Here is a 12996-nt window from a genome sequence, read left to right on the forward strand (position 1 = left end):
TCCTTTAAAGGGGGCAGTTATATGGCAGATACTGTTTTTATCAACGGACAGGTGATCACGGTAGATCAAGAGAATCGGGTGGCGGCGGCCGTGGCAGTTAGAGGGAATCGCATTCTTGCTGTCGGGTCTAATGAAGATGTGAAGCAGTTGATTCAATCACATACAAACGTCATTGATTTGCAAGGGAAAAGTCTATTGCCCGGCTTCATCGATGCCCACCTGCATATTACGATATACGGTACGAACAAGCTGGGGGTTGATTGCAAAGCGAGAGGGATCAGGTCAATTGATGATCTGCTCATTGCACTGAAAGAACAAGCGGAAAAAACACCCAGAGGGGAATGGGTGAGGGCATGTGGTTTCGATGAAAATCTCATGCAAGAGCAACGCCATCCGACACTCGCCGAGCTGGATGAAGTGACGACAGCGCATCCCGTTTTTGTCATGAGGACGTGCGCTCATCACTCTGTCGTAAACAGCAGAGCGCTTGCCATTGCAGGTTACGACAGAGACACAGCCGATCCACAAGGTGGACGTATTCAGCGTGATGCAGATGGTGAGCTAACCGGATTCCTCATCGAAACGGCACATATGAACATGTTTGAAAAAGCTGCTTTTACAGAAGCCGAGTATATCGAAGGTCTGCGATTGGCTTCGAAAGACTTTGTTGCTGCGGGCATTACGAGTGTCCATGATGCGGGAGGATACGGTCCAGAGAACTATCGGGCAATGCAAAAAGCGGTACAGAAAGGTGACGTAAAAGTTCGCATCTACGCAATGGTTTGTGCGCTGAATCAATCGGATGATTTTGTCCGCAGGATGATCGATGCCGGAATGGTAACGGGTACGGGGAATGCTCGCTTCCGTATCGGACCTGCGAAGGTTTTTACCGATGGGGCAAGCATTGCGCCCACGATGGCCATGCGTGAATCGTTCACCAGCCGACCAGATGATTACGGAATTCTCTACTATGAACAGGACGAGTTGAATACCATTTTGGGAGAGGCACATGCAAAAGGTTTTCAAATTACCGCTCATGCCCAGGGAGATCGAGCGATTGACATGCTGCTGACATGCTTTGAAACGGCATTAGAAGCACATCCGCGCGAGAACCACCGACATCGGATTGAACATGCGGGTGTATCTGCGCCTGATCTGTTGGCGAGAATGGCTCGGCTAGGTGTCGTACCCATTCCGAATCCTGCTTTTATCTATGATTACGGCGATTCGTATGTGAAAAATATCGGAGAGCGTGTCGGACATATGTTTCCGGCGAGGGATCAGGTAGACGCGGGGATCATTGCGGCAGGCGCATCGGATAGTCCCGTGACTGATTTCAACCCGCTGATCGGGATTCATGCTGCTGTTAATCGGTTGAGTAAAACAGGTCAGGATGTGGGGATCAATCAAAGGGTCAGCATCATGGAGGCGATTCGCATGTTTACTTGGAACGGAGCGTACGCCAGCTTTGAGGAGGGGATCAAAGGGAGTATTGAAGTCGGGAAGCTGGCGGATCTCGTGGTGCTGGACGGCGATATTTTGGCAACGCGGGCAGATCGCATCAAAGAGCTGCGCGTAGACAAAACGATGATAGATGGAGAGTTCGTCTATCATCGCCAAGATGAGGAGGTTCTACTAGCATGAACGTAAAAGCGAGAAAGCTTGCGATCAATGAAGAACGCCTGCAAAAACGAATCGAGCAATTGGCGCAAATCGGGAAAATAGGTGAGACGGGTGTATGTCGACTCGCTTTGTCCGCTGAAGACCGGGCAGGCGTAGAGCTGGTGCGTAGCTGGATGGAAGAAGCCGGTCTTCAGACCCGGATCGATGACTTCGGCAATTTGATTGGCCGGATGATGGGGAAGGATGAGCAAGCCCCGATTCTGATGATTGGCTCTCATATCGATTCGCAGCCATACGGTGGGCAGTACGATGGTGTGATCGGCGTATTGGGGGGACTGGAGGTCGTCCAGACGTTGAATGAACAAGGAATCATGCCCACACAACCTATTGAAGTCGTTGCGTTTTGTGACGAGGAAGGGTGCCGGTTTCAAAAAGGACTGTTTGGCTCCAAAGGCATTCTCGGCATGCTGGACCCGACAGACTTGGAGCGGACGGACAAAAACGGGATTACACGCAGGCAGGCACTGGTTGATTTTGGCTGCGATCCTGATCGCCTGGAAGCGTCTATTTATCCAAAAGGTAGCATTGGTGCTTATCTCGAGCTGCATATTGAGCAGGGGCCAATTCTCGATGATGCCAAAGAAGCGATTGGAATCGTGTCGGCGATATCGGGGCCTTTGTGGTGGACGGTCGAGCTGACTGGCTTTGCCGGGCATGCTGGTTCCGTACCGATGCCGATGAGAAAGGATGCACTGGTCGGAGCGGCAAAAGTAATTTTGGCAGTAAACGAGTTGGCAAAGCTCGATCCACAAGCGCCGACAGTTGGTACAGTCGGTCATTTGGAGGTTTTCCCGGATTCGCGTAACATCATTCCCGAGCGGGTGCGTTTTTCGATTGATTTGCGCGACATTGATTTGCAGCGACGCGATGAGCGCGAACAAGCGTTGCGCGAGGCGATTGAGCTAGCCGCCGTAGAAGGCGGATTGCAATATACCATTACGGAAGATACGAATAGTGACCCGCGTTACTGTGCCGACTGGATAAAGGCAATCATGCATGAGGAGAGCAGCAAGCTCGGTGCCTCTGTGCGCGAACTGATGAGTGGTCCTTTCCATGACGCTTTGGCGCTCTCCTACGTCTGTGATTACGGGATGATTTTTGTCCGCTGCAAGGACGGTATCAGTCATAATCCAAAAGAATACGCAGCCTATGAAGACTTGGCGCTGGGAACAGAGCTGCTTTACAAAACCGTATTGCGGATGAGCACCAACCAATAAAAGAGAGAGTCGCCCGTCTAAGCGGATAGGCGACTTTTTTCATACAGTCTATGACGAGACTTTACAGACTGTTTTTGATATATTTTATTCTTAGAGGTTCTTATCACGTCTGAGGAAGGAAGAATGACATGAAAATGCGTGTTTCCGCTGTGCAGTACCATCTGCATACCATACATAGCTTTGAAGACTTCGCCAATCAAGTTGAGCACTACGTGAAAAACGCGCAAGAGTACGACACAGAATTTCTCCTTTTCCCGGAGCTGTTTACGACTCAACTCATGTCAATCGGAGACGAACAGGGCCATGCGCTGCCGATTACGGCATTGCCATCGTTCACGGACCGTTATGTCGAGCTGTTTCGTTCCCTCGCTGCCAAATATGAGATGCATCTGATTGGTGGAACGCACATCATCGAAGAAAACGGCAAGCTTTACAATACGGCTTTTCTGTTCTACCCGGATGGACGTGTAGGCCAGCAGAAAAAAATCCATATCACGCCATGGGAAGTAAAAGGCTGGAACATGGGGGCTGGCGACTCGCTGCAAATCTTTGAGACCGATAAAGGGAAGGTCGCGATGATTATTTGCTACGACATCGAGTTCCCTGAGTGGGTGCGCATCGCCAAAGCACGGGGTGCAGACGTCATTTTCTGCCCGTCTTGCACGGATGATCGCCATGCGTTCCACCGCGTACGTTATACCAGTCATGCCCGGACGATTGAAAATCAAGTGTATGTGGTGCTGACTGGAACAGTAGGCTCGCTGCCGACAGTTGATTTCATGCGAGCGAACTTTGGACAAGCGGCGATCTTGACACCAAACGATGTGCCGTTCCCTCCGCGAGGCATTCTTGCTGAAGGGGAAATCAATCACGACATGATGGTAACCGCTGATTTGGATATTCAATTGCTATACGACGTGCGGGAAAAAGGTTCTGTCACAACCTGGCGCGACCGCCGCACCGATTTGTATACAGACTGGAAGTAAGCAACCCATCGTGAGCAGGACAGCAGGAGGATGAATATGTACAGAAAAGAGCTGTATGTATTTGAAGGGAACAAGCCACGCAGAGCCGTCATACGCAACTACAATCGGGCAGACTTCTTCGAATTGATCCAAATACAGGCGGAGAGCTTTCCTCCGCCATTCCCGTCTGAGCTATGGTGGAATCAGGAGCAGCTGACGAACCATATTACGCTGTTCCCGGAAGGTGCCATTTGTGTAGAAGTGGACGGCGTTTTGGCAGGTTCGATGACAGGGTTGCTCGTGAAGTTTGATCCCGCTCAACCCGAGCATAAGTGGGAGGATGTCACGGATAGCGGTTATATCCGTAATCATGATCCGCAAGGGGACACGCTGTATATCGTAGATATTTGCATCCGCCCGAGCTTCCGCAAGCTGGGATTGGGCCAACAGATGATGCAAGCGATGTATGAGCTGGTGGTACAAAAGAAACTGCGCAGATTGCTCGGCGGAGGTCGCATGCCAGGATATGGTCGTTATGCAGACCAATGGTCGCCTGAGCAGTATTTAGAGCGTGTTCTGACAGGGGAAGTAAGAGACACGGTGATTACATTTCTCATGCGCTGTGGTCGTACGCCTGTTCAGGTCGTAGCGAATTATTTGAAAGATGAGGAATCTCGCAACTACGCGACACTCATGGAATGGAAAAATCCATTTCAGCAGCATCTGTAGGGCGTTTATCCGACATAATCGATCGAGAGGGGATTCGACTGATGGAATTCGTACGTATTCAACATATTGACAATCCGCTGTTTGCGAAGATGCACCGTTTGATGCAAGAGGTTTTTCCGCCTGAGGAAGTATTGGCGTACGATCTGTGGAAAGAACCACTGGAAGATCCGGGCATTCGTGTATTTGTAGCTGTACACGAAGGAGAAGTTGTGGGCGCTACCGAATACCGTTATTACACGGACATGAACGTAGCCATGACAGATTTTACGATCATTGGTCGCGAAGGACTCGGAGTAGGACGATTCCTCGCTAGAGAGCGTCAAAAGGACCTGCTCGCGCTGGCTGCTGAAAACGGCAAGGAGCTGTACGGGATGTTTGCCGAAATCTACGACCCGTACCGTGTGGAAGAACACAGCTTTGGCGGAATTAAGCCCATGGACCCATTTGTACGCCGTGAAGTGCTCTCTCATCTGGGCTACAAACGTACGAACTTTACCTACGTACATCCATCCTGGCAAAATGACGGCGAAGCGGTATCCGGACTCGATCTGGGTTTCATGCCGACAAACGAAGAGCAAACGACGCTCGAAGCCGAACTGATCGTCACGTTCTTGAAGCGTTATTACGCTGTGCTTCCACAAAAGCCACAGGCATGGCTCGATATGGTGAAAGACTTGGAGAGCAAAGAAACGGTGGAACTGCTCCCCATCTAATCGAAAGACAACAAGAACCAACTCTCCTGTGGAGCTATGTTCACGGCTCCATGGGAGTTTTTCGTAGTAGGCTAGTCAGATTATTACGAAAAAAAACAGACCACTTGGAGAGGGACATAAAATGAAAATCATCACCCTATGTGGGTCTACCAAATTCAAAAAGGAATTTGAGCAGGCGAATACGTATTTGACTCTCCAAGGAAATATCGTAATGAGTGTTGCCTTTTTCGAGCAGAGTGAGGGCTTTTCAATATCACAGGAGCAAGCAGTTTTACTCACAGACATTCACTTTCGAAAAATCGACTTGTCCGACGAGATATTTGTCATCGATGTAGAGGGCTATATCGGGAACAGTACAAGACAAGAAATTGCGTATGCGAAAGAACAAGGAAAGCCCGTTCATTATTACTCCAAGAGTGGGATCAACGATAAAGTGATTGCCGCATTCTTTCTCTAACCAGAAACAACAGAGGTGAAACAGGTGAAAGCTCAAAATCTAGCATCGATCTTCCTTTACATAGCCGTCATCTTTCACTTGCTGGGCATGAGCGGCTGGACTTCTGCCAAGCTGGCACAACCGATCGAGTTGGCCATCCTCGCGCTGATGCTCCTGTCCATTTTCGTTTTACGGAAAAAGAAACGAAAAAAGCGTCGGGCAAGAAGGCCAGCACCAGAAGTAGCCGTTATACTTGAGCAAGCCGAGGAAGGAGAGCCAGGCAAATGATTCACGACATCCACATGCAGGCGATTCTGGACGCTTCTCACGACGGGATTATCGCGGTAGATCGGGATTCCATGATTATCGGGGTCAATAAAAACGCGATGGAAATACTCGGTCTGCCAAGCAATATCGTTGGACAAAAAATTACCCGTTATATCCCCAATTCAGATATGTTAAGGATTTTGGCAACAGGAAAAAAAGAGATTGGGGACATTGCGACGATTCTGAATCGACAAATTATCATCAACCGTTTGCCGATTGTCGTGGAGGGTGAAATCGTGGGTGCGGTGTCTACTTTTAAAGAGATCACCGACATTCAAAAAATGGAGATGCGCATTCGCAAGCAGAGCATGGAGAGCGGCTTGGAAGCCAAATTCCGCCTGGAGGATATCGTGGGAGAGTCTTTTGCGATCCGGGAAGCGAAGGAATGGGCGGAAACATTTGCAAGGACAGATGCGACAGTTCTCATACAGGGGGAGACTGGGACTGGCAAGGAGCTGTTTGCCCAAGGGATTCATTTGAGCAGCCAGCGCGCAACCGGTCCGTTCATCCCGGTTAACTGTGCGGCTCTCCCTGGAAATTTATTGGAGAGCGAGTTGTTTGGATACGAGGAAGGAGCTTTTACAGGCGCACGAAAAGGCGGAAAGCCCGGGCTGTTTGAATTGGCCCACGGAGGCACTCTGTTTCTCGATGAAATCGGTGAGTTGTCAATCCCGATCCAAGCATTGCTCTTGCGTATCTTGCAAGAGAAAAAAGTACGCAGAATCAGCGGGGAGCGCATCGTCCCGGTCGATGTGAGAATCATCGCGGCAACGAATCGGGATTTGGAACGGCTGGTAGAAGAAAACCAGTTTCGATCAGACTTGTACTTCCGATTGAACGTGTTGACGCTTGAGTTACCTGCTTTGCGAGAGCGAATTGAAGATATTCCGCTATTGGTGGCGTCGATTATGGAAGAAATCAAGGAACGGGAAAATAAAAGGCATTTGAAAGTAGAAGAGGCCGTTTTTCACGTTTTCAAACAATATGACTGGCCAGGCAATGTACGAGAGTTGCGCAACGTGGTGGAAAGAATGGTCTTGCTTTGCAAGGACGACGCGCTTGGCAAGAAGGACACAGCTTTTTTTGCCAAGAAGCTGTATCAGCGACAATCTTACCGAGACCAAGAAGAGGGAGAAGCAGAAGTCATCCGAAAGGTGTTGGCGGAGACAAAGGGAAACAAGGGGGAGGCGGCGAAAATTTTGGGAATGGATCGATCCACCCTGTGGAGAAAAATGAAGCGCTACGAAAGGTCGTAGAAATTGATGCAAGTGCAACATCAGCGATGCATGTTTGCAACAGAGTAAGCACCGTTAATTGCGTAATTAACAGAAAATTAAAAACATATTCGTTTGGCATGGTAGTTGCTTATTTATGGGGATCACAACATAACGACTTTTACGAAGAGGCGAGGGGAGAGCATGACACCACAACCGATTATTCGTGTAGAAAATGTCTCGTTTGCCTATCAGGTTAACCAAGATCAACAAATTCCTGTCCTGCAAAATGTCTCCCTAGAAGTGTTTCCAGGAGAGTATGTCGCCATCATCGGTCATAATGGGTCCGGTAAGTCAACGCTGTCTAAGCATCTCAATGGAATTTTGACTCCAAAGGAAGGCGACGTCATCGTTAACGGCATCAACACGCGTGAAAAACAGCGCATCCATGAAGTGAGGAGCCGTGTCGGGATGGTTTTTCAGCATCCGGACAATCAGATTGTCGCGACGATTGTAGAGGACGATGTGGCTTTCGGATTGGAGAACATCGGGACATCGGCGGAAGAGATGAAAACACGAGTGGATTTTGCCTTAGAGGCAGTAGGAATGAGTGCATTTCGCCATCGCCCGCCTCATCATTTGTCTGGCGGACAAAAGCAGCGGATCGCTATTGCGGGTATATTGGCGATGAAGCCCCAAGTCCTTGTCATGGACGAAGCGACGAGTATGCTGGACAGCTACGGTAGACAGGATATTTTGGCAGTCGTTCGCAAGCTGCATCGCGAAGGAATGACTATTGTCACAGTGACCCATCACATGTCAGAGGTAGCAGAAGCAGATCGCGTCATCGTGATGGAGGGCGGCAAGATCGTATTGGAGGGGACTCCACGAGAAGTATTTTCCCATCAGGAAAGACTTCGCGAACTCCATCTGGATGTTCCAGACGCGAGCCGAATCGCTCATCTCGTCCACTCCGAATATAGCGAATTTACACCTGATCTCATCCACAATGAGGAAGTTGTTGCGGAGGTTAATCGTCTATACGTCAGACAAGCGGAGGCGAGTGGTTCATGACGCAACCGATCGTAAACGTAGAAAATCTTTCTCATATCTATATGCAGGGAACACCTCTCGAACATCGGGCTCTCGATCAGGTAAGCATCCAGGTGGCAGAGGGCGAATGCTTGGCCATTATCGGTCATACCGGATCGGGAAAATCGACGTTAATCCAGCATTTTAACGGTCTGATTCGGCCGCAGTCCGGTACGGTCATCATCAATGGAATGGACGTATCTTCACCCAAAATCGATATTCGTACATTGCGCAGACAAGTAGGACTCGTTTTTCAAAATCCGGAGGATCAACTGTTCGAAAAACTGGTCGGTGATGATGTAGCCTATGGCCCTTTTCGGATGGGGCTGCCTTTAGAGGAAGTGCGGCGACGCGTTCAGTGGGCGATGGACTTGGTCGGCCTCTCGTTTCAGGAGATGAAAGATCGTCCGACTTTTGCCCTAAGTGGAGGGCAGAAGCGCAAGGTAGCATTAGCTGGTGTCCTTTCCTTGCAACCCAAGGTTCTCGTGCTTGACGAGCCAACTGCCGGGCTGGACCCGCGCTCTCGTCTTGAGCTATTGGAACGCATCCGCAGTCTCAATCGGGAAGAAAAGCTAACGGTTATTTTCGTCTCACACAATATGGAAGAGGTCGCCAAGCTTGCAGATCGTGTCTACGTTATGGCAAACGGCCAATCAGTTTGTGAAGGGACACCACGACAAATTTTTAGCAATCAGGAATTGCTGCGACAGCATCACATCGGCACACCGGAATCAGTCGATATTTTATACAGGCTCCGTGAGCAGGGCTTCAGCATCGATCCTAGCGCTTTTTTACCCGAAGAGACAGCGATGGAAATTTTGAAACTGTTGAATCGCTAAGGAGGGGGTCCACATGTCAGCAGAATTTGAATTGACGCGAAATATTACGATCGGTCAATATTTGCCCACTGCTTCGGTCGTTCATCGTCTCGATCCTCGTTTCAAGCTTGGTGCTTTCGTCATTCTCATCTTAGCGATTGCCATCTGCGATACATATGTAGGCAACCTGTTTGCTTTAGCCATTTGTGTCTGGATGTTTCAAATCTCGAAGATCCCCCTGCATTACGGCATATCCGGGATCAAGCCCGCTATCCCCTTTATCATTATATTGGCGATCATGCAGTTGCTTTTTTACGGGGAGGTTGTCAATGGCGGAACGGTTTATTTGAAATACGGCTTCATCACGATCACGAGTGAGAGTGTGCGCCTCGTCATTGTGTCTGCCATGCGCTTTGTAGAAGTGATCTTCTTATCGAGTGTCCTCACGCTCAGCACTTCTACGACGGAACTCACGCACGGCATGGAGCGACTGCTGGGGCCTTTGGAAAAAGTGAAGTTTCCCGTTCACGCGTTTGCATTGATCATCACGATTGCTGTGCGCTTTGTACCTACCTTCGCGATGGAAATGGAAAAAATGATGAAAGCACAAGCGTCTCGCGGTGCAGACTTCGGTACAGGAGAATGGTGGCGGATCATCCAGAGAACAAAAGATATGTTTCCCATCATCATCCCGCTGTTTAATGTGGCGCTCTCCAGAGCTGAAGATTTGATTTTGGCAATGGAAGCCAGATGCTATACACCAGGTGCCGCACGGACCAGATACACCCAGTACAAGGCAGTAGGCAAGGATTACGTCGCGCTGATCGCAAGCATAGTCATTTCTGCCGCCATGCTCGCCATACCTTGGTAAGGAAGACTAGCGGGAACTCGCCCGAGTAGGGCATTCCACATAAAACTCGTAAAAGGAGGAGTATGCATGGAAAAAGGCTTGACCGTTCGCAAGATTGTCATTGCAGGCGTTTTGGGTGCGATCGCAATTTTGCTCGGGGTGACTCGTCTCGGCTACATTCCGGTTCCGACAGCAGCGGGCAATGCCACTATTATGCACATCCCGGCTGTCATCGGGGGCATAATGGAGGGCTGGGGCGTTGGTATGATCATTGGCCTTATATTTGGAGTCTCTTCTTTCTTAAATGCCACCGTCCCGCTGTTTAAAGACCCTCTTGTCGCCATCCTGCCACGGTTGTTCATCGGCGTGACTGCTTACTTGACCTATGTTGGTTTGAAAAACATCAATCAATACTTGGCGATTGGTGCCGCTGGTTTTATCGGGGCGATGACAAACACGATTCTGGTACTGGGAATGGCCGTTATTCGAGGCTACATGACGCTTGGTGTAGCGACAACAGTCGCAATCACGAGCGGCTTGCCAGAAGCAATTGTTTCTGTCATTGTGACATTGGCAGTCGTGGCGGCCTGGAAGAAATTAGGATCAGCGGGCAGGCAAAAATCAAAAATTTCAGGAGACTTATAATGACCGGAACGATTGTTGACGTACCCGGCGTTCTCGTCGGGCATGCACAAAACGAAGAAACATTAACGGGATGCAGTGTGATTATGCTGGAAAAGCCGTCTGTCTGCGGCGTGGATGTCCGGGGTTCAGCCCCGGGCACTCGCGAGACAGACCTCTTGGACCCTATCAATATGGTCAGTGTGGTCCATGCGATTTGCCTCTCAGGTGGCAGTGCATACGGTTTGGATGCTGCTACAGGTGTCATGCAGTATTTGGAGGAACAAGGCATCGGGCTAGATGTTGGCTATGGCGTCGTTCCTATCGTTCCAGCAGCGGTCTTGTTCGACCTGGCTGTAGGTGACTATCGGGTTCGTCCAGATCGTCATATGGGCTATGAGGCAGCACAGGCAGCAAGCCGTGAGACAGTAGCACAAGGAAACGTCGGTGCTGGTACAGGTGCGTCAGTAGGCAAGCTGAATGGATTTGTGAATGCGATGAAGAGCGGGGTGGGCACAGCTTCCGTGATTCTACGGAATGGACTCGTCATAGGCGCAATCGTTGCTGTAAATGCAGTCGGTCATGTCGTAGATCCACAGTCAGGGACGATCATAGCCGGACCGAGAGATGAACAGGGTACCATTCGGGATAGCGTGGAGATGATGCGCCAGCAAGCTTTTGCCCCAATCCCTCCAGGTACGAACACGACGATTGCCGTAGTCGCGAGCAATGCCCGCTTGTCCAAAGCAGAAGCAAACAAAGTTGCGCAAATGGCTCATGACGGGCTTGCCCGTACGATCCGTCCGATTCACACCATGTACGATGGCGATACGATCTTTGCTGTAGCAACAGGCGAAGTAGAGGTGAGTGTAGACCTGGTGGGCGCGTTGTCCGCAGATGTGCTGGCGGAAGCCGTCGTCCAAGCGGTTAAGCAAGCTGAGGAAGCAGGAGGACTGCCATCTTATCGCAGTTACTTCCAGAAATAGGTGTAACATAATTGGATGCAGAGGAGAGGATTGGCGGATGAATCAGGTAATATCCTTTGTTGACGAGCAGGAAGTTGTACGCCTAACGCAGGAGCTGGTAAGAATTCCGAGTGTATTTCGCCCTGATCAGGCAGGAGCGAATGAAGAGCGGGTCGCGCTATTTGTCGCCGATTATCTTCGCAATATGGGTTTGCAGGTCTTCTATGAGGAGGTTGTTCCGGGCAGGCCGAATGTCATCGCTTTTTACGATTCGGGTAGACCTGGCAAAACGCTTTTGTTCGAAGCCCATACAGATGTCGTAACAGAAGGGGATCGGGATGCTTGGAGCTATGACCCTTTTGGCGGGACAATATCTGGTGGGCGTATCTACGGGCGTGGCTCCTGTGACACAAAAGGAAATCTGGCAGCCGCGATATGTGCCGTCAAAGCAATCCAACGATCCAAACAGTCTTTTACAGGAAAAATCCTCCTGTGCATCCCTTGCGATGAGGAGAGCATGATGATCGGGATCAAAGATTTCATCCGCCGCGGCTGGGCCAACAACGTTGATGCTGCGATCATCTGCGAACCGGAAGAAAATCAGCTCTGCATCACGCAAAAAGGAGCCATGCGAGCGATTCTTCGTACGTTTGGCAAAATGGCGCATGGTGCCATGCCACTGACAGGAATCAATCCAAACACAAGGATGGCACGCGCCATAGTCGCATTAGAGGAGCTGGAGCGCAAGGAAATGGCTCGTCTGGGAGAGCACCCGATGTTGGGGTGGCCGAGTATCACTCCGACGATTTTACAGGCACCGGTCAAAGGTGACGCCCAGATCAACGTCGTACCCGATCAATGCATGACCACACTTGACATTCGCACGGTACCCGGGCAGGACCACCAGGCGCTGTACAAAGAAATCAGTGCGATATTAGAAGGATTAAGCAAAGAAGATGACAAGTTCAAAGCCACCTTGGAAGTCATCGAAGAGCGCCCATGGACGTTGACTGGCATGAAGGAAGAAGTCGTGACTGCTGTCGCTAGCGCGTATCGGGAAATTACCAAAAAAGAACCCGTTTATAATGGCGTCCCAGGTGCGACAGATGGTACCTTCCTGCACAAGGCCGGCATTCCGATTTTGACGACAGGCGCAGGCGATCGTCACATCCCTCACCATGCAGATGAGTACGTAGCCATTGACCAATTGGTGGAATCCACCCAACTTTTTGCCTTGTCGGCGTTGACGTTTTTGACGCAGCCAGTTCGAGCTTGATCGCCCTATAAAAGAACTCTGCTTATGCTAGCGGCAGAGTCTTTTTATTCTCGAAAAAGAAGTTTTCATAGTAAAAACTTGCAGAATCCA

At 50.0% G+C, this 12996-nt stretch carries 14 protein-coding genes; all 14 read left to right on the top strand.

All coding sequences use genetic code 11. The features are described from left to right. Positions 1-21 precede the first annotated feature (21 nt). On the top strand, positions 22-1644 hold the full coding sequence (locus M3630_RS09505) for an amidohydrolase (RefSeq protein WP_251251913.1): 1623 nt from the start codon (positions 22-24) through the stop codon (positions 1642-1644). Beyond that, entirely contained in the window at positions 1641-2900 is a 1260-nt protein-coding gene (locus tag M3630_RS09510; protein WP_251251914.1) for a M20 family metallo-hydrolase, read from the top strand. Before M3630_RS09505 ends, M3630_RS09510 begins: the two co-directional genes overlap by 4 nt. 128 nt (positions 2901-3028) lie before the next feature. Beyond that, on the top strand, positions 3029-3886 hold the full coding sequence (locus tag M3630_RS09515; protein WP_251251915.1) for a carbon-nitrogen hydrolase family protein: 858 nt from the start codon (positions 3029-3031) through the stop codon (positions 3884-3886). 36 nt (positions 3887-3922) lie between these two features. Further along, entirely contained in the window at positions 3923-4594 is a 672-nt protein-coding gene (locus M3630_RS09520; RefSeq protein WP_251251916.1) for a GNAT family N-acetyltransferase, read from the top strand. A 41-nt stretch (positions 4595-4635) separates the two neighbouring features. Beyond that, a complete protein-coding gene (locus tag M3630_RS09525) occupies positions 4636-5307 on the top strand; it encodes a GNAT family N-acetyltransferase (protein WP_173609428.1) in 672 nt (223 codons plus the stop codon). A gap of 121 nt (positions 5308-5428) precedes the next feature. Beyond that, positions 5429-5764, top strand: coding sequence for a DUF4406 domain-containing protein (locus tag M3630_RS09530; protein WP_251251917.1), 336 nt, complete (start codon positions 5429-5431; stop codon positions 5762-5764). A gap of 24 nt (positions 5765-5788) precedes the next feature. Next, the gene (locus M3630_RS09535; RefSeq protein WP_251251918.1) at positions 5789-6031 is read left to right on the top strand and encodes a hypothetical protein; all 243 of its coding nucleotides are present in this window, start codon (positions 5789-5791) and stop codon (positions 6029-6031) included. Then, positions 6028-7326, top strand: a complete 1299-nt coding sequence (locus tag M3630_RS09540) for a sigma-54 interaction domain-containing protein (protein WP_232773207.1) — start codon at positions 6028-6030, stop codon at positions 7324-7326. Before M3630_RS09535 ends, M3630_RS09540 begins: the two co-directional genes overlap by 4 nt. A 162-nt stretch (positions 7327-7488) precedes the next feature. Then, the gene (locus M3630_RS09545; RefSeq protein ID WP_251251919.1) at positions 7489-8358 is read left to right on the top strand and encodes an energy-coupling factor transporter ATPase; all 870 of its coding nucleotides are present in this window, start codon (positions 7489-7491) and stop codon (positions 8356-8358) included. Next, complete coding sequence (locus M3630_RS09550; protein WP_251251920.1) at positions 8355-9215, top strand: energy-coupling factor transporter ATPase; 861 nt, start codon at positions 8355-8357, stop codon at positions 9213-9215. Before M3630_RS09545 ends, M3630_RS09550 begins: the two co-directional genes overlap by 4 nt. A 13-nt stretch (positions 9216-9228) precedes the next feature. Beyond that, on the top strand, positions 9229-10065 hold the full coding sequence (locus M3630_RS09555; RefSeq protein WP_251251921.1) for an energy-coupling factor transporter transmembrane component T family protein: 837 nt from the start codon (positions 9229-9231) through the stop codon (positions 10063-10065). A 66-nt stretch (positions 10066-10131) separates the two neighbouring features. Beyond that, positions 10132-10689, top strand: a complete 558-nt coding sequence (locus M3630_RS09560; protein ID WP_047069080.1) for an ECF transporter S component — start codon at positions 10132-10134, stop codon at positions 10687-10689. Beyond that, a complete protein-coding gene (locus tag M3630_RS09565; protein WP_251251922.1) occupies positions 10689-11651 on the top strand; it encodes a P1 family peptidase in 963 nt (320 codons plus the stop codon). Before M3630_RS09560 ends, M3630_RS09565 begins: the two co-directional genes overlap by 1 nt. Positions 11652-11688: 37 nt before the next feature. Next, a complete protein-coding gene (locus tag M3630_RS09570; protein WP_251251923.1) occupies positions 11689-12906 on the top strand; it encodes a M20 family metallopeptidase in 1218 nt (405 codons plus the stop codon). The last annotated feature ends 90 nt before the right edge of the window (positions 12907-12996 follow it).

Source organism: Brevibacillus sp. MER 51 (assembly GCF_023714195.1).
GTDB lineage: Bacteria > Bacillota > Bacilli > Brevibacillales > Brevibacillaceae > Brevibacillus.

Bases quoted from the DNA above. Each gene is read 5' to 3' on its own strand.
- M3630_RS09530 (WP_251251917.1), top strand. From the start codon at position 5,429: ATGAAAATCATCACCCTATGTGGGTCTACCAAATTCAAAAAGGAATTT.
- M3630_RS09570 (WP_251251923.1), top strand. From the start codon at position 11,689: ATGAATCAGGTAATATCCTTTGTTGACGAGCAGGAAGTTGTACGCCTA.
- M3630_RS09515 (WP_251251915.1), top strand. From the start codon at position 3,029: ATGAAAATGCGTGTTTCCGCTGTGCAGTACCATCTGCATACCATACAT.
- M3630_RS09545 (WP_251251919.1), top strand. From the start codon at position 7,489: ATGACACCACAACCGATTATTCGTGTAGAAAATGTCTCGTTTGCCTAT.
- M3630_RS09525 (WP_173609428.1), top strand. From the start codon at position 4,636: ATGGAATTCGTACGTATTCAACATATTGACAATCCGCTGTTTGCGAAG.
- M3630_RS09560 (WP_047069080.1), top strand. From the start codon at position 10,132: ATGGAAAAAGGCTTGACCGTTCGCAAGATTGTCATTGCAGGCGTTTTG.
- M3630_RS09565 (WP_251251922.1), top strand. From the start codon at position 10,689: ATGACCGGAACGATTGTTGACGTACCCGGCGTTCTCGTCGGGCATGCA.
- M3630_RS09520 (WP_251251916.1), top strand. From the start codon at position 3,923: ATGTACAGAAAAGAGCTGTATGTATTTGAAGGGAACAAGCCACGCAGA.
- M3630_RS09510 (WP_251251914.1), top strand. From the start codon at position 1,641: ATGAACGTAAAAGCGAGAAAGCTTGCGATCAATGAAGAACGCCTGCAA.
- M3630_RS09555 (WP_251251921.1), top strand. From the start codon at position 9,229: ATGTCAGCAGAATTTGAATTGACGCGAAATATTACGATCGGTCAATAT.
- M3630_RS09550 (WP_251251920.1), top strand. From the start codon at position 8,355: ATGACGCAACCGATCGTAAACGTAGAAAATCTTTCTCATATCTATATG.
- M3630_RS09505 (WP_251251913.1), top strand. From the start codon at position 22: ATGGCAGATACTGTTTTTATCAACGGACAGGTGATCACGGTAGATCAA.
- M3630_RS09540 (WP_232773207.1), top strand. From the start codon at position 6,028: ATGATTCACGACATCCACATGCAGGCGATTCTGGACGCTTCTCACGAC.